The sequence below is a fragment of the Virgibacillus ainsalahensis genome (genome assembly GCF_055380755.1).
Window position 1 is genome coordinate 2,468,017 of sequence record NZ_AP043943.1, and the last position, 16,492, is coordinate 2,484,508.

A 16,492-nucleotide genomic window follows, 5' to 3' on the forward strand; every position below is an offset into this window, starting at 1 on the left:
TCCTTTACTTAACTGTGATTGTCGTACTCATCATCTGGTGACCAACACCGCAATATTCATTACAAAGCACCAGATATTCCCCTGGTTCCTCAAATGTTTGAGTAATTGTCTGGATATGCCCCGGCATCACCATTGCATTTACATTTGTACCTGCAATCTGGAATCCATGTACGACATCTTTGGACGTCATCTTAAATGTAACTTCAGCGCCTGCTGGTACTTCAATTTCATTTGGTGTGAAGGTAAATGCCTGTAAGGTCATAACGACGTCATATTCATTATCTCCTACCTCAAAAACACCGGGATTATCAAAAGGTGCCGTTTCATCCACTTTCTGCGGATCGATGGTGTCGGTATCACTTGGAGGCCCCATCCCTTGAGCAAATGTTTGATAACCGGTAACAAACATGGAAAGCACGAGGATCCCAACACCCAAGACAAGCCATATCTCTTCAAACCGATGCATTTTCATACGATTACCTCCCTTATATCCTGATCATATAAATCACAAATAGTAATACTATAAAAAACGCAATGCCGCCTCCCACAAATACAATTGAGGAAAACAAGGCCCCCTTTAGTGAATGCTCATCTCTTTTTTCTTCATGTTCTTTTGGAGTCAGATTTTTTGTTGTTTCCATTGAAACCAACCTCCTTTGTTTTGGCTTAATTCAATCTTAATTGAAATGCATCATTCCATAAGTGATATAGATAACAGGACAATGTGATTTTCATCACTATTTGAGGGGAATTTGACAAATTAATGAATAGAAAACTTGGCATTCGCCAAGCCTTTGAGCGAATGCCAAAGCTCGCACTTATGCAGATAGGAAACGTTTTATACTTTCCTATCTGCCAAAAAAAGAAAGCCAACCTTCCATTAAGGAAGACTGACTTGTTTCTACTCGCTTATTTAGCTGGTATTTCGATAAGCAACTCCCTGGAAAAGAAATACAAATAGGTTTCTTTTACAGGCTGCTTCCAAATATGTTCAATGGCATAACGATAAAGATCCATTTGTGTCTCATATCGTTCAGTCAGTCTCTCTTTTACTTTATCCGTAATTTTTTCATCAATAGCGTCTGTCTTATAATCAAGAATAATCCAGCCATCTTCTTTTGGTATGACACAATCAATAACCCCTTGAATCAGTACATTTTCATCTATATCGGCAGCCCATGATGCATAAACCTCACTTGCCGGTAATGTGAGACTGAATGGCACTTCCCTATTTAATGAAGGAACTTTTATCATAAGGGAAGCAATACCGGACTTGTAAAATTGCTCAATAGCTTTCGTATCGATTATATCTGCTTCCTGCCTTGTCAGTATTTCTTTTTCTGCCATTGCCTCCACGTGTTCTTCTATTTCTGCAGCTGCAAGCGGCTTTGTCATTGGCAAATGCTGCATGGCAGTGTGCATTGCCGTCCCCTTTTCAGCAGAAGTAATCTTTTTTTGCTTCTGCATGAAATTTGGGCGCTTCACAATCGGTGCCTGAAAGCCTTGCACGAATTGATCAGCACTATATTCATCTTTTATTTCCCGTTGACGTTTAATTTCTGTCACGGTCTGTTTTGCTCTTGATTTTGCAGCTTCTTCAAATGGATATTGAAAGGACAAGCGGTCTTGTACAAATTGAGTCAAGTTTTCATCTTCTACTGTTACAGGCCGCCAGTTTGTAATATTTTCTTTTAGCTTTAATTCCGATTCAAGTGTTGTTTCATCCAAATTCGTATATTCACTCCCGTGCACAATAGAAACATCCCACTCTGATGGGTCAACTTGAATCTCATCCAATACCTTATCATTGATGTCTTCTATCCGTAATGTATTATTTTCCCTGTGGCGGATTAAAGCAGGACCTACCCAATCCAGGTATGTTTTTGAAGCGATACGAAAATGAGCTGGTAAAACCCAGTTGGCATGGTTCAGCATTTTTTGCCAGTTCTGTTGTTTTTTCTCAAAAGAGGCCACACTTCCTACCATAACCAATTTTTCCTTCGCTCTGGTCAATGCGACATAGAGGACCCGCATTTCCTCTGCTAAAAGTTCCCGCTTCTTCTCAGTTCTCAAAGCATGATAAAACAGAGTGGGATATGTGACCCGTTTTACAGGATCGATATATTTACTTGCAAAGCCTAAATCTTTATGCAATAAATATTTTTTATTTAAATCCTGCACATTGAACTCTTTATCCATTGCACCGAGAATAACGACCGGAAACTCAAGCCCCTTACTTTTATGAATGGTCATGAGTCGTACAACATCTTCCTGTTCACTCAAAGCTCTTGCGGCACCAAGATCATCCCCACGTTCCTCCATCCGCTCAATGAAACGAAGAAAGCGGAATAATCCTCGAAAGGAAGTAGATTCATAACCCCTGGCCCGGTCATAAAGCGCGCGCAGATTTGCCTGACGCTGTCTTCCACCTGGCATGCCACCAACAAAATCATAATAACCTGTAACTCGGTAGATATCCCAGATTAATTCAGATAACGCGCCTTGACGCGATGCCAGACGGAAATCCTCCAGCTGCTGAAGAAACCTTTCTACCTTTTCTGTGGTTGAACCAGTGTTTTGCTGTTTAAACTTTTTCAGCGCATCATAAAAAGCATGTTGTCTGCCTGCCAACCTGATTTGTGCCAGTTCATCTTCATTTAAACCAACAATCGGTGATCGGAGTACGGAAGCAAGTGGGATGTCCTGTCTTGGATTGTCAATTACCTTCAACAGACTGATCATAATTTTCACTTCAATTGCTTCAAAATACCCTGTGGAAAGTTCCGCATAAACGGGGATCCCCTGTTTTTTCAACTCGTCAACAATTGTCGGTGCCCATGTCATGGAACGAAATAAAATAACAATATCACGATATTGCAGGTCGCGTTGGGTTTGTGTTTCCTTATCAACAACTTGAAGCGGTGTATGGTTATTTTGGCCTATCCATGTCTTTATTTTTTCTGCATATGCCCTGGCTTCAAGCTGGGCTTTTTCCAGATCCTGATAATCTTCTTGTTCTTCAGAGACGTTTTCTTTCTCTTCAGTCGCTTCCCTGTCAATGATTAATAGTTCCGGATTTGGCGATATATGCGGCAAGTCATCATAAGATTTATTTGCATAAATCAGTTCAGCATCCGCATCATAAGCGATTTCTCCCAATTCTTCGTCCAAAATCTGGCGAAAAATATAGTTTGCCCCTGTTAAGACATGTTCCCTGCTGCGGAAATTTCTTGCCAGATCAATTCGTCTCGCAGGATCATTCACATCTGCATACCGTTTATATTTGTTAATAAACAGAGATGGTTCTGCATGGCGGAAGCGGTAAATACTCTGCTTAACGTCACCTACCATAAACATATTGCCGGAACCTGTCTGATCACTGATTAATGTTAAAATCGTCTCCTGTACAAGATTCGTATCCTGGTATTCGTCTACCATCACCTCGGTGAATTGCTGTTTAAACTGGTTAGCCACAACTGAGGGAACCGGTTTTTCTGGAGAAGATACGTGATCGTCAAGCAGCAATTGCAGACAATAATGTTCCAAATCGGAAAAGTCAACAATCGCCTTTTCCTTTTTTTGTTCCATGAAACCAGCCTTAAACTGTTTCACTATTTCAGTCAATTGTGTAATTACAGGTGCCAGTTCGCGCATATCATCAATATGACTGGTCAGATTACGGCTAAACCAATGATCCTTCATATCATTCCAGCGCTTTTTATAACTTTTTCTTAATTCTTGTACGTTTTTTTTCTTCTTCTCATCACATTCTGTACGTTTACCGGAAAGCTTCTTAAAGGAACTTGCTGCCATGAATTCCTGCAGCCCGTCCCAATGATGAAGATGTGCAAGTGCCCCCTGCAAGCTTTCCATATCTGAATCGATGGTATCTGCATACTGATAAGGTCCGTCACTCTCTTTTGTCAGCTCCATCGCCAATGTTATTTCTTCCTGAATAGCGTCAAGGTTATTCTTTACCTCGCGTTTGATGAGATCTAACCAGTCTAATTCCTCTTCCTGCCAATCTTCAGGGATATCATACGTTTTCGCCAGTTGATCCAGCCAATGATCGGGGTAAGGGTTTTGAACAGCGAAGTTATACAATTTCAGAATCAAATCTTCCAGCTGCAGATCACTTCTGTCACTTGAAAAACGGTCAACAACACGAAAGAAACGGGATTGTTCTACTTCTGCTGCTCCATACCATTCTTCAAACAAGTCATCCATCACTTCCTGTTTAATCAGATCTGCCTCCATATCATCCGCGATACGAAAAGCAGGATCGATATCAAGCAGATAGGCATATTGTCTTACCACATCCATACAGAACGAATGAAGGGTGGAGATGGAAGCCTTTTGCAACAAGGAAAGCTGCTTTTTCAAGTGGATGGAGGACGGATCATATGTCAATGCAGTTTCGAGTGCCAAACCGACACGACTCCGCATTTCCTGAGCAGCTGCATTGGTAAATGTGACAACAAGCAGCGAATCAATATCAACCGGGTGATTTTTATTAAGCAGCTTTTGAATAATCCTTTCAACCAGTACGGCTGTTTTCCCAGATCCGGCAGCTGCCGCTACAAGCACATCACTGCCGTCCGTATAAATGGCTTCTTCCTGTTCCTTTGTCCAATTAACCATCCTGCTCCTCCTCACCTAGTATTTTCCTTAATATTTCCTCATCCTTCATATTATTTAATTTGTGGTAATTGTTCGTTTCCAGTATCGGATCAAATTGACAGACAGAATGAAATGGACAAAACGTACAGGCCACATGTTGCTTATGCTGATATGGATTTAAATGTACTCCACCTTCTGTCATATCAACACCCGCATTTCTCATCAGCTGATGCATATGGTTCCTGAGACTGGAAAATGTATCCTGATCCGCGATTTTTGAATCACTGTAAAATTCGCCGCTTTTTTTAACTCCTGCAGGTACAATCTCACTTCGGCCCGTATCCAGCGAAGTATCCATTCGTCTCACAATCTCTTCTTTGGAGAGAAGTAAACCATCCATTTTATACTGCTTAAAAATTTCTCTTTCTATTGTCTCATCGTCCATTCTCCGATTACCGGAAATCATCGGGTTATGCACATGGAAATACAATACCCCTGCAGGTGTTGCTTTTTTTCCGAGCCACATTTCAGAATGGGATAAAACCACATCCAAATATGTTAGCATCTGCAAGGCCAATCCATAATAAACTTCGATCAGATTCAAGCCTTTTGAACTTGATTTATAATCAATGATTCGAAGGAACAGATTTTCTTCATTTAATGCTTTGTCTACACGGTCAATTCTACCTCGCAACAGTAGTTCATAGCCATTTCCAAGGGGCATCTGTAGTGCAGGAAGTTTTTCATTTATACCAAAACCAAGCTCCAGACCTACAGGTGAGAAGTTACTCTGCCTTGCCTGTTCACTTAAAATAAAGGCTGCGCGTGCAATAACCTCCTGTAGTTTTTGCTGAATATATTTATATCTGTTGGAACTGTGTAATATTTGATGCTGCAGAATCGGTGCTAAATTTCCTACCGCCTTTTGGGCATATGCATTGGTATCCTTTTGTGTTAATCCTGCAAAATCTTTCCCCTCCGCCTGGATCCATTCGGTAATTGTTTTCAATGCTTCATGAAAAAGCTGTCCAATGTCAGGTGCATCCAGCTTATAGGTTTTCCGCTCGTCCAATTGCAAACTATATTTCGCGAAATGCTGATAGGAGCATTTATAATAGGATTCCAATCTGGAAACACTTGCTTTTACCTGTTTGGGATATAATTTCTCTGCTGTTTCGGATGATAGATTAACAGGATTGTTCTCATAGTATAAACTCTGCAATATCTGATAAGTCGTACGATATTTCGTATGATTGTCAATATACCAGTTAAGTACATGCATCCAGACCGGCTTGACGGGATAGCCCTTACGACTCCTTGCTAATTGCGCTGTCAGGGCTGATCTTGTCTTTAATGGTGTTGTGATAAAGCGGTCTGCTTCCACCAGTTCATCCGGATCCTGTAATAAAATATAATCACAGCACACCGGGAATAATTCCTCCACGCGTTTAACAAGCTGTGACGGCATTTTCGATTTTCCTGTTTCATCACTTAACGGATAACTTATCCAAAGCCTGTCTTTTGCGGAGGTAAATGCAATATACATATAAAACCAGTCATCAAGTAATTGACGGCTGCTGCTATCTGCAAGCTTAAGGCCATGCTCCTCAAGCAGTCCTCTTTCCTTTTCATTGATCATTCCATCCGCGGGCGGTTTCATCGGCCAAACGCCATCATTAACACCTAAAAGAAAAGAACATTTGACACCGCTAATCCTTGAATGGTCAATCGTACCGACAATCACGTGATCGATACTTGGAGGAACGTGTGCAAATTTTAATGTCTCAAAACCCGCTTCTATCGTTGAACGAAATGTAGTCAGCGTCATCTTCTCATTGCCTGCCATTTCTACCATTTCATCAAATAATTGGATAACAGCGTCCCAGACTTGGTCTTGTTCCCGTCCTTTTTCAATTTCACCTTTATTGTCATAAAGTTCCCGTGTCTGCTCAAGCTTCTGAGGAACTCCAAGATCTTCCAAAAGCAAATAGGTCACTTCACATAATTCCCGGACAGTGCCTGCTTTTCTAATCTGCTCATCGAAGGATTTGAGTGCTTCAACTACTTGATAGCGATATTTATTTATCTTTGTTTGTATTTCTTTTTCAGCATCTGTTTGTGCTGTCTGTTCAAACCCGCGGAATCGTTGAAACTCCCACTCTTGTTCTCCCATCCAGCGTCTACGCGATCGAATACCGTATTCAAGCACATAATTTTCCAGTTCATCAATCGCATCATTCGTTAATGGAAAATCACGGTCGGTCGATGGGATGAATCCGGTTTTTAACACACGGAAAATGGCGTCATAGCGCCAGTTCCCTTCCACAATATCCAATACAGACCGAATGAACTCAATCAATGAATGATTCAGCATTGTTCTTTTCTCATCAATGAATACAGGAATATCATAATCACTGAATACCGTATCAATCAAATCATGATACGTATCTGTTTGTCTGATGAAAACAGCGATATCCTGAAAACGATAATGCTCCTCACGTACGAGACGGATAATTTCCTGCGCGGCACCTTCTACTTCTGCCCGCGGATGAACTGCTTCGGCAATATTTATAGGTACACTTCCTTCATAACCAGGTGCGGGCCTCACATTGAAATTCTGTTCAAGATGTGCAAAATACGGGCGATTCCTGAATTTCCCATACTCTGGTTCCATGCGGAGGGGCTCTTCAAGATGGATCTGGTTTTCATGTGCTATTTCCTGCAGGACCTGATGAGTTTCTGTTGTCTGGTAAAACAGATCAAGTTCAGAAACCGCTGAACCCGCCTCCGCATCTACAGTTAAGGTGATTGTGACAGACTTACATTTTTTCATTAAGGCTTCAACGACAATCAGCTCTTTTGGTGTAAACCGGTGAAACCCATCGAAATAAATTTCAGCATCTTCCAATAATGTGGATGCATTGATTTTGTTCGCCAAAAGATCCAACTGATCCTCACTATCAATATAGTTATCCTTTAATGCAGCGATAAGCCTTTCATAAATATATACCAGATCTTCCAGTTTATTTGCTAACGCAGCCTCTCCAGGCTCTTTATGTACATATTGTTTTATTTGTTCGATTTGTCCATGGAGTATTTCCGGTGACACATCATACCGTTTAAATTCTGTAATCATACGCTCCAATTGATTCAGAAATCCCTGCTTCTCCATTGCCTTTTGAAAAGTGAGCCAATCGCCCTGCTTTTCTTCGATTATTTTACGAAGCATCATCTGAATCCCAACAGAACTGATAAATTGTCTTGTTCCTCCGCCAGTTTCCTGCATTACACGCCATGCGAGACGGGAGAAACTGACAACCTGGGCGCGAATACTCCCTTCAATCGCCTTATCATTAAATAATTCATATTCCTGCTGAAATGTCATTTGATCCGGGACGATGTAAAATAGCGGCGGGCCTTGCGGATTATCCAATAACTTTGCCTTTATTTCATCCAATACTCTGCCGCTTTTTCCTGTTCCGGCTCTCCCCAATAAAAATCGGAGTCCCATCATACATCCCCCATTTATAGAAAATAGCTTATTGCCACATCTCTCTGATAATAAGCCTTTGCCTGCACTTATGCGGTAAGATAGCTATATACTTCTTTAACTGCCAAATAAAAGCTTCTATCTTCAGTTTAACAAAGATAGAAGCTTCGATACAGCTATTTGCCAAAGGATAATTGTCCTTGAGAAAGCGGCCAGTATTTAATTCCTACCTTTCCAACAAGCTGTTCTGTTGAGACGAAACCAAATGATCTGCTGTCCAGGCTGTCATCCCTGTTATCTCCCATTACAAATAATTTTCCTTCAGGTACCTTTTGCTTTCCAGTTACCTCTGTTAGTGTAAAATTCTCTGTAAAAGGCCTTGAATCACTTGCCTTTGCAAATGGCTCCAGATATTCCTCTTCTATATACTCTCCATTAACATAGAGTCTGTCATCTTTAAATTCTATCTCATCACCAGGGAGACCGATCACACGCTTCACATAATCTTCTTTCTCATTTGCATGAAATACAATGACTTCAAACCGATCAACATCTTTCATGTCATAGATTACTTTATTTACCATCAGTAAATTCCCATCATATAATGTTGGTTCCATGGACTCACCATCCACCACATAACTGGCAAATAAAGTGGATCGAAAAACAAGTGCCAATACAATACCAACAAGGATTACCGAAATTATTCTACGATAGTTTCTTTTTTTCATCTTTCATCTTCCTCCAGGGTTATTATCTGTTCATCATCATAATACCCTGTCTGCAGAATTTTAACCCTTGTCGGAGTTGATATCAGCTTTTAATTTACCCTTTTTCTCTAATGTTTTTTCAATATATTTACCTACCACCCAGAACAATAGAATACATAATACAACGACAATTGTCTTTACAGGATTTTGGGCAAACTCCATAATACTTGAACCGATATAGGAGATCGAAAAAATCATAACAGCTTTCCCTAAAATTACGGCAAGAATAAACTGCTGGATGCTGACTCTTGACAGACCGGCAACTACATTAATTACCGAAGAAGGAGAAAACGGGAAACACAATAATAAAAATAGCGGGCCAAATCCATGCTGTTCTACCCAGGTAGTTACTCTTTTGACCTGTTTATTCTCACTTATTTTTCTAACCCATTTCTTATTTGCAAGTCTTCGAATAATCAAGAAGACGATTATTGCACCACTTGTAGCGCCAATCCAGGACAAAAGAAAACCTTCCAACAATCCATATGCTGCGGCATTTCCAATAACGAAAACCACTAACGGCAAAAACGGCAGAAACGCTTCAATAAACGGCAATAAAATCCCTGGTAACGGACCTAAATTTTCATACTCACTGAGCAGATGCAAAATAAATTCTTCAAATCCCTCAGTTTCAATCATTTTTCTCCAATCAGAGAAGATGGTGTTCATTAAGTACATATAGTCTAACTCCTCATATGTATAAAACATTATGTAATTGTTAATTTCTGTTACCTTTATTTTAATGCAGACTGATAAATATGCATAGTGATATGAAGTAGTTAGCCACTTCCTTTTCATTATACAATTTCATTTTATTTTTATTTCATTTTAGCATATAATAGCAAGCAAGGGAACTAATGTTCTGTAAAAGGGAGGTTTCACATTTATGCGTTATCTGAATGATGAGGAGTTACAGCTGGCTACACGTTTCCTGTTTCTTTCCATGGCAATGGTTGTAATCAGGCAGGATATTACACATATCCAAAGAGGAACATTTAAAATTAAAGAGCCTTATCTTGATATGCTGGAAAAAATGACATTTGAAGCGGCAAATGAGCGCAGACAGTTGCGAAAAACAATGAATACTAGAAATCTTCGTGTCGTTACACTAAACAAAAATGATTCCTTTTCATCTTTTCTTTTTCTTTGCCAGGGCCGGGAGGAAAAACGGAATTACTTCAATCCTGCCATTCGCAAAAAAGTAGAAACTATTGTACGTGAACTTATGGCAAAGGTGACTCTGCCACAATATCAGTCACATGCCTCTTCAAATACTTAAGCCTGCTCCCCAGTTGATAACGATAATGAGCTGTGCGTTGAACCTGATTCCATATCGAGCCATAAGAGACATCAACAAAAATACGTTTGCCATTCTTGAAAAGAATCTCCGTGGTGTTGTTCCCTGCTTTTTTCACTTGTTTTATGTGAGAATGGGCAATCCATGAACATTTAGGATTTGTTGGTGAGGTAGTCGGAAAAAAATACATTCCGCATGAAGGATCAATCGAAATCGGGGCTTTATATACGAAACCACTAATTGCCCGTGTTCCTTTTTGCCTTTCTTTGAGGTTTACTCCAAGATATTTGCATGCATCATCGATAATTCTGGTTGGTGAATGGTCAACAGCATATTTCACTTCTTCTTCCAAAATAAATGTTTTTAAATTACCATCTTTATCCTGTTCAATAAAAATTGCCATTGTCATTGGAGTAACTTCGTAGATTGGTGTATAAAAGTCAGTTTCATAATACATTTTTAACATCCTTTCGTTTGAAACGAAAAGGAAGTGGCTTATTTATAATTTACCAAATCTGTAGTAAAAAAGAAACAAAAAAACAAAAACTTTCGAAAAAAATGCAAAACTATGTCCCTATTTGGGTTTTCATGTTAAGGAAGCAAGACACTTTATTCGATTCCTTACCTGCAACAAATCCTTTTATTTATGATGGCCTAATTAAGAATGATTCATACCCCATTAGAAAAATATTCCATAATAATGAAGGTGTTTTTAGACAGTAGATGGATAATATCACAGGGCTGTTTTCTAAAAGATTGGGACTGCGATTACTCGTCCCACCGTAATGATTTGGGACTGCGGTTACGCCTCCCACCGAAGACATTTGAGGCAACGCCTATGTGACCAACATCGTGTTGGCCCGAGGTTGAAGCTGTGCCCTAAGGTACGCAGGCGGTCCGCAGCGAAAATCAACCGAGCAGTTATGTCGCGTTTTATATCAACTACGAGGATTAAAAGCAACAAAGTTTACGAATAGAGCGCCTTATCACAAAAGGGCTGTCCCAAAAAGGTTTAACCATTTCGGGACAGCCCGTGTCACTTTAATAGATTAAGTTAATAAAGTCTTCTTTTGAAATCTTCCCTAGATAATGCGGTACATCCACATCAGCCAGTGCTTCTTCAAGTGCTTTTCGTTCATGACGAACGCCGATTAATTTGTCCTCCAACTCGCTTATATTTCCAATACCGAAAAAGTCTCCATATATTTTGCAGTTTTCAATCAGGCCATTTTTTACATCGAGACGAGCATCTACAAGGCCTGCATCGAATTTATGTGATTCTTGAATATTAAATGCCGGGGATTTACCATAGTTCCACTCCCATTTTTGATAACGGTCCTTGGAAATTTGATGGATTTTTTCCCAATCTTCATCGGTAAGTTTATATTGAGGAACTTCACTTAAATCTTCTACCTCAAAGACATGACGAAGAATAATTTCTTTAAATTCCTCCACTGTAATTTTTTCTTCAAGATATTCCGATATATTTGCGACTCGGCTGCGAACGGATTTGATTCCTTTTGATTCAATCTTTTCTTTTCTTACATTTAGAGCGGAAACAACATTTTCTATTTCCGAATCAAGCATGAGTGTACCATGGCTGAACATGCGTCCCCTTGTAGAGAACATTGCATTTCCCGAAATTTTTCGTCCTTCAACAGCAAGGTCATTTCTGCCGTGCATTTCTGCTGGAACACCCAATTTATTTAAAGCATCCACAATAGGCTGGGTGAACTTTTTGAAGTTTTGGAAGCTTTCACCGTCATCCTTTGTTATAAAACTGAAATTCAGATTCTGTTCATCATGGTAGACCGCTCCTCCACCGGAAAGACGACGAACAACCTTAATTCCATTTTTATCAACATATTCAGTGTTAATTTCCTCTACAGAATTCTGATTTCTTCCAATAATAATGGAAGGCTTATTAACGTAAAATAATAAATACGTATCTTTTTCTCCAAAGTTTTCTAAAATGTATTCTTCAATGGCCAAGTTAATCATTGGATCTGTAATGCCCTCGTTATCTATAAATTTCATTGTATAGTTCCTCCTGGTTAATATGGTCTAATTATTAGTTTAATGTAATTCGTTATTTCAATCAAAAGATAGACATTCATTTACTCCAGGTGAAACCTTCGCTCGCCAAATAAACAGCACCTTTAAAATATTCTTTCGCTTCCTGGACAAGTTGTTTATTATTACCATACTGCGGCAAATGGCTTAGCATTAATTCTCCTACATTTGCATTTTCAGCGATAGCTGCTCCTTCTATACTCGTCATGTGTCCAGCCTTCGAGCCATCCTGCCCTGCATAAAAATTACAATCAGTAATGAGTAAATCCGCCCCTTCAGAAAATGGAAGCCATTCCTCTTTATAACCCGTGTCAGCCGTATAGACGATCACACTTTCTCCATCTGTAATCCGCATCCCGTAACAAGGAACCGGATGGTTTGTTTTAAGGAAAGTAATCGAAAAAGGACCGATGTTCAAAGGCTTTTCAGGCTGATATGGCACACCCTTTGTATACTGATGTGTTAGGGCGTCAAACCCTTCCCTATCTTCCATATGCCCATAAATCGGAAGTTCTTTTTTTGAACCAGTTACATAAAATTGCACCAACCTGGCATATTGCAACACACCGATATCAGCAATGTGATCATGATGATAATGCGATAAAATGACTGCATCAAGATCAGATACTGATTTATAGTATTGTAATTTTGATAAAGCACCACTGCCTGCATCAATTAATAATGAAAAATCTTTCTTTTCCAATAAATAGGCAGAAGTTGCGCCACCCGGGGCCGGATAACCTCCCCAACAACCAATAACGGTTAACTTCATTTTAAAAATCACTCCATTTTCTTAAAATTTGTTGTAACACAGTGTTGACATTATACATACTGTTATATTACAATAGGTTTAACAAATTAAAGGAGAGGATACACATGATTAACGTACTTGAATTTTTCAGAAATTTGCCAAGAAAGAAATGCCATCATTGCGGACATGACATTGTTGAAAAGGCTGATTGTTACGGAAATTTATGTGACGAATGTGAACATCCAGCCTTATAATAAGTAAATACCGTCATTTATACTGTACTACAACAATTATACATTCATCTACCGGCAGCTATTTTATAGTTGCTTTTTTTTTTGCGGTTAAACAACTATAAAAATATCAAGCCAATCGTTGTATTATGACAAATTTAAACTGGCCAGATAGTCTGGCAGCATGTTATTCGGACGGATATAAGTAATGTTTTTGTAGATTATGCCGATGTCCGGTTTTACGGAGGCGATGTTCTCGTACATTATGGCGAGGTCCGGTTTTATGCAGGGATGTACTCGTACATTACGGCGATGTCCGGTTTTACGGAGGCGATGTTCTCGTACATTATGGCGAGGTCCGGTTTTATGCAGGGGATGTACTCGTACATTACGGCGATGTCCGGTTTTACGGAGGCGATGTTCTCGTACATTATGGCGATACCCGGTTTTACGGATCCGATGTTCTCGTACATTATGGCGATACCCGGTTTTACGGATCCGATGTTCTCGTACATTATGGCGATACCCGGTTTTATGCAGGCGATATTCTCGTACATTATGGCGATGTCCGGTTTATGCAGGCGATGTTCTCGTACATTATGGCGATACCCGGTTTTATGCAGGGGATGTACTCGTACATTATGGCGAGGTCCGGTTTTATGCAGGGGATGTACTCGTACATTACGGCGATGTCCGGTTTTACGGAGGCGATGTTCTCGTACATTATGGCGATACCCGGTCTTACGGAGGCGATGTTCTCGTACATTACGGCGATACCCGGTCTTATGGAGGCGATGTTCTCGTACATTATGGCGATACCCGGTCTTATAGAGGCGATGTTTTCTTACATTCATTATAGAGAAACCCAAAAGCCGGTTTCAAGCAAATTATCCATCTCGAAACCGGCTTCTTATCTATCCCTTTAAAAATTTCAATACATCGTGAACTGCTTTTTCCCCTTGATCGATGCAGTCAGGTATTCCAACACCATCATAGGAGCTGCCTGTTAGAAATACACCAGGCACATGCTGGTGAGCCTCTTTGCGTACTTCAGCAATCCGTTCCAGATGTCCTACGTTATATTGTGGTCTTGCATTCCTCCAGCGTGTGATCACACGGAATTCAGGCTCTGATTTAATTTTCATCGTTTTATTTAAGTCATCCAAAACAACTTTTGTAATTTCCTCATCCGTCAAATCAACAACGCCCTCATCATTGGGTCTGCCTACATAACAGCGCAGCAAAATTTTTCCGTCAGGTGTTGTAGTTGGCCATTTTTTATGTGTCCATGTACATGCGGTTATACGGTAATTACTGTTTCTGGATACAAGAAAACCTGTACCGTTGATATCTTTTTTTATTGCAGACTGATCAAATGCCAGTACAACATTTGCCGTCGATGTAGCCGGTATTTCATGAAATGTTTTAAAGAAGTCATACTGGCTGAACATTTTCGGTACAGTAAAATGTGGTGCAGCCATAATAACCGCATCCGCTTTATAAACTTCACCATTGCTTAATAAAAGATGGTAACCATGCTCCTTTTTTTCCACATGATCTACAGCAGCGCTAAGTGTAACTGTACCTTCCTCTAATGCTCCCCCAAGACGGTCAACAATTGTTTCCAGTCCACCTTCAAAGGAGAAAAATGCCCCGGAAGGATTTTTATCTTTACTTTTTACTGGCTTGGGCATTGTTTTTTTCAAACCTTTTATCACACTACCGTATTTCTGCTCCAAATGATAAAAGTTAGGGTAAGTCGCTTGCAGACTCATCTTATCAATATCTCCGGAATGAATACCTGATAATAGTGCCTCAACCTGATTTACCAGCAATTCATTTCCGAAGCGTCGCCGGAAAAAGGAACCAAGCGACTGATCCTTGGCTTCCTTGCCTTTGGGCAAAGCTAAATCTGCTAATGCACGAAGTTTCCCTTTTGGTGACAGTAGACTGGAAGAAAACATAGCACGTGTACTTTTAGGAACTCCCATAAATGTCCCTTTTGGCATTTGATGTAATTTATTTTTCACTAAAATATAGGATTGTCCTGTTGCATTTCGAATTACTTTGTCCTGGAGGCCCAATTCTTCCACAAGCTTCATGGCGGGCTGTTTTCTTGCCAGGAGTGAATCAGGTCCTTGTTCAATAGTAAAACCATCCCGCTTCATTGTTTTAATTTTACCACCTAATCGATCACTGGCTTCAACTAATTTCACATCATATGGGAGGTGGTTTTCTTTGATTTCTTTTTGCAAATAGTAAGCAGCGGATAATCCTGTGATTCCGCCACCTACAATGACAATATTTTTCTGTTCCATTACACTTCACGCTTTGTTTTTTTCAACACAACATTTGCCAATGTGTCAATGAACAATGGGTTAACATTCGGCATTTCCGGACGGTAATAATGAGCACCTAATTCGTCACATACAACCTTGCATTCATAATCATTGTCATATAAAACTTCCAGGTGGTCCGCAATAAACCCTACTGGTGCATAGACAAATGATTGATAGCCTTCCTGTTCATAAAGTTCACGTGTTAGATCCTGTACGTCAGGTCCAAGCCATGGATCAGGAGTATTTCCTTCACTCTGCCAGCCAAGGGCATAATTTTTAATCCCGGTTGCTTCTGCGATAAGGTCAGCTGTTTCTCTTAATTGCTCCGGATACGGGTCACCGTTTTGCAGAATTTTCTCCGGCAAACTATGTGCGGAAACAATCAGGACGGCTTTATCCTGTTCTTCTTTTGACATTTGATCATAGATTGCTTGAATTCTGTCAGCCCAAAGTTTAATAAATCCGTCCTCTGTATACCAGCTTTCCACTGATTCAATGGTAATTCCATGTTTATCCGCTTCATCATTTGCCCGTGTATTGTATGATTTCACACTGAATGTTGAGTAATGTGGTGCCAACACGAGTGAAACTGCTTCATGAATACCGTCTTTTGCCATTTCTTCCACCGCATCTTCTATAAACGGTTCGATATGCTTTAAGCCGATATATGCTTTAAATTCATATTCATCCTGTCGGGCATTCAAATTAGCTTCAATCGCATGTGCCTGTTGATCTGTGATTGCTGCCAATGGGGAAATTCCGCCAATTGCTTTATAGCGGTCCTTCAAATCCTGAAGCGCGTCTTCTGCCGGTTTTCTGCCATGACGTATATGTGTATAGTATCGTTCAATATCCTCTTCCTTATATGGTGTTCCATATGCCATTACAAGTAATCCAATTTTTTGTTTTCCCAATTCCAACACCT

15 protein-coding genes are annotated in these 16,492 nt (G+C 40.0%); 2 read left to right on the forward strand and 13 right to left on the reverse strand.

Annotated features, from left to right (window positions below; all coding sequences use genetic code 11):
• Positions 1–4: 4 nt before the first annotated feature.
• The 6 genes from ACZ427_RS12085 to ACZ427_RS12110 form a co-directional block, all read right to left on the reverse strand.
• Positions 5–472, reverse strand: a complete 468-nt coding sequence (locus tag ACZ427_RS12085; protein ID WP_461178803.1) for a cytochrome c oxidase subunit II — start codon at positions 470–472, stop codon at positions 5–7.
• 13 nt (positions 473–485) lie between these two features.
• On the reverse strand, positions 486–641 hold the full coding sequence (locus ACZ427_RS12090; protein ID WP_461178804.1) for a hypothetical protein: 156 nt from the start codon (positions 639–641) through the stop codon (positions 486–488).
• A gap of 268 nt (positions 642–909) precedes the next feature.
• Complete coding sequence (gene addA, locus ACZ427_RS12095) at positions 910–4,641, reverse strand: helicase-exonuclease AddAB subunit AddA (protein WP_461178805.1); 3,732 nt, start codon at positions 4,639–4,641, stop codon at positions 910–912.
• Positions 4,634–8,131 carry a helicase-exonuclease AddAB subunit AddB gene (gene addB / locus ACZ427_RS12100; protein ID WP_461178806.1) on the reverse strand — a complete coding sequence of 1,166 codons (3,498 nt, stop codon included), beginning with the start codon at positions 8,129–8,131 and terminating at the stop codon, positions 4,634–4,636. The genes addA and addB overlap by 8 nt, the downstream gene beginning before the upstream one ends.
• A gap of 155 nt (positions 8,132–8,286) precedes the next feature.
• Positions 8,287–8,838: a signal peptidase I gene (gene lepB, locus ACZ427_RS12105; RefSeq protein ID WP_461178807.1), complete on the reverse strand. Its 552-nt coding sequence runs from the start codon at positions 8,836–8,838 to the stop codon at positions 8,287–8,289.
• 60 nt (positions 8,839–8,898) lie between these two features.
• Positions 8,899–9,555 (reverse strand): TVP38/TMEM64 family protein, encoded by a 657-nt coding sequence (locus ACZ427_RS12110; protein ID WP_461178808.1) that lies wholly within the window; start codon positions 9,553–9,555, stop codon positions 8,899–8,901.
• A 208-nt stretch (positions 9,556–9,763) separates the two neighbouring features.
• On the opposite strand from ACZ427_RS12110, the gene ACZ427_RS12115 reads away from it, so the two are divergent.
• The gene (locus ACZ427_RS12115; RefSeq protein ID WP_461178809.1) at positions 9,764–10,156 is read left to right on the forward strand and encodes a YhjD family protein; all 393 of its coding nucleotides are present in this window, start codon (positions 9,764–9,766) and stop codon (positions 10,154–10,156) included.
• Here the strand turns inward: ACZ427_RS12115 and ACZ427_RS12120 are convergent.
• The 3 genes from ACZ427_RS12120 to ACZ427_RS12130 form a co-directional block, all read right to left on the reverse strand.
• Complete coding sequence (locus ACZ427_RS12120) at positions 10,101–10,631, reverse strand: competence protein ComK (RefSeq protein ID WP_461178810.1); 531 nt, start codon at positions 10,629–10,631, stop codon at positions 10,101–10,103. The two genes, ACZ427_RS12115 and ACZ427_RS12120, sit on opposite strands and share 56 nt — an antisense overlap.
• A 584-nt stretch (positions 10,632–11,215) precedes the next feature.
• Positions 11,216–12,211: a lipoate--protein ligase gene (locus ACZ427_RS12125; protein ID WP_461178811.1), complete on the reverse strand. Its 996-nt coding sequence runs from the start codon at positions 12,209–12,211 to the stop codon at positions 11,216–11,218.
• Between the two features lie 76 nt (positions 12,212–12,287).
• A complete protein-coding gene (locus ACZ427_RS12130; protein ID WP_461178812.1) occupies positions 12,288–13,019 on the reverse strand; it encodes an MBL fold metallo-hydrolase in 732 nt (243 codons plus the stop codon).
• 104 nt (positions 13,020–13,123) lie between these two features.
• Between ACZ427_RS12130 and yhfH the strand changes: the two genes are divergently transcribed.
• The gene (yhfH, locus tag ACZ427_RS12135) at positions 13,124–13,252 is read left to right on the forward strand and encodes a protein YhfH (protein WP_461178813.1); all 129 of its coding nucleotides are present in this window, start codon (positions 13,124–13,126) and stop codon (positions 13,250–13,252) included.
• 257 nt (positions 13,253–13,509) lie between these two features.
• Here the strand turns inward: yhfH and ACZ427_RS12140 are convergent, their stop codons facing one another.
• From ACZ427_RS12140 to hemH, 4 genes are all read right to left on the reverse strand, one after another.
• Positions 13,510–13,743 carry a hypothetical protein gene (locus ACZ427_RS12140; protein WP_464883437.1) on the reverse strand — a complete coding sequence of 78 codons (234 nt, stop codon included), beginning with the start codon at positions 13,741–13,743 and terminating at the stop codon, positions 13,510–13,512.
• 41 nt (positions 13,744–13,784) lie between these two features.
• On the reverse strand, positions 13,785–14,036 hold the full coding sequence (locus ACZ427_RS12145; RefSeq protein WP_461178815.1) for a hypothetical protein: 252 nt from the start codon (positions 14,034–14,036) through the stop codon (positions 13,785–13,787).
• A 106-nt stretch (positions 14,037–14,142) separates the two neighbouring features.
• Positions 14,143–15,546 carry a protoporphyrinogen oxidase gene (gene hemY, locus ACZ427_RS12150; RefSeq protein ID WP_461178816.1) on the reverse strand — a complete coding sequence of 468 codons (1,404 nt, stop codon included), beginning with the start codon at positions 15,544–15,546 and terminating at the stop codon, positions 14,143–14,145.
• Positions 15,546–16,481 carry a ferrochelatase gene (gene hemH, locus ACZ427_RS12155; RefSeq protein ID WP_461178817.1) on the reverse strand — a complete coding sequence of 312 codons (936 nt, stop codon included), beginning with the start codon at positions 16,479–16,481 and terminating at the stop codon, positions 15,546–15,548. The genes hemY and hemH overlap by 1 nt, the downstream gene beginning before the upstream one ends.
• Positions 16,482–16,492 lie beyond the last annotated feature (11 nt).

Coding starts and splice junctions, on each gene's coding strand:
- ACZ427_RS12085 (WP_461178803.1), bottom strand. CDS start 472: ATGAAAATGCATCGGTTTGAAGAGATATGGCTTGTCTTGGGTGTTGGG.
- ACZ427_RS12090 (WP_461178804.1), bottom strand. CDS start 641: ATGGAAACAACAAAAAATCTGACTCCAAAAGAACATGAAGAAAAAAGA.
- addA (WP_461178805.1), bottom strand. CDS start 4,641: ATGGTTAATTGGACAAAGGAACAGGAAGAAGCCATTTATACGGACGGC.
- addB (WP_461178806.1), bottom strand. CDS start 8,131: ATGGGACTCCGATTTTTATTGGGGAGAGCCGGAACAGGAAAAAGCGGC.
- lepB (WP_461178807.1), bottom strand. CDS start 8,838: ATGAAAAAAAGAAACTATCGTAGAATAATTTCGGTAATCCTTGTTGGT.
- ACZ427_RS12110 (WP_461178808.1), bottom strand. CDS start 9,555: ATGTACTTAATGAACACCATCTTCTCTGATTGGAGAAAAATGATTGAA.
- ACZ427_RS12115 (WP_461178809.1), top strand. CDS start 9,764: ATGCGTTATCTGAATGATGAGGAGTTACAGCTGGCTACACGTTTCCTG.
- ACZ427_RS12120 (WP_461178810.1), bottom strand. CDS start 10,631: ATGTATTATGAAACTGACTTTTATACACCAATCTACGAAGTTACTCCA.
- ACZ427_RS12125 (WP_461178811.1), bottom strand. CDS start 12,211: ATGAAATTTATAGATAACGAGGGCATTACAGATCCAATGATTAACTTG.
- ACZ427_RS12130 (WP_461178812.1), bottom strand. CDS start 13,019: ATGAAGTTAACCGTTATTGGTTGTTGGGGAGGTTATCCGGCCCCGGGT.
- yhfH (WP_461178813.1), top strand. CDS start 13,124: ATGATTAACGTACTTGAATTTTTCAGAAATTTGCCAAGAAAGAAATGC.
- ACZ427_RS12140 (WP_464883437.1), bottom strand. CDS start 13,743: ATGTACGAGAACATCGGATCCGTAAAACCGGGTATCGCCATAATGTAC.
- ACZ427_RS12145 (WP_461178815.1), bottom strand. CDS start 14,036: ATGTACGAGAACATCGCCTCCATAAGACCGGGTATCGCCGTAATGTAC.
- hemY (WP_461178816.1), bottom strand. CDS start 15,546: ATGGAACAGAAAAATATTGTCATTGTAGGTGGCGGAATCACAGGATTA.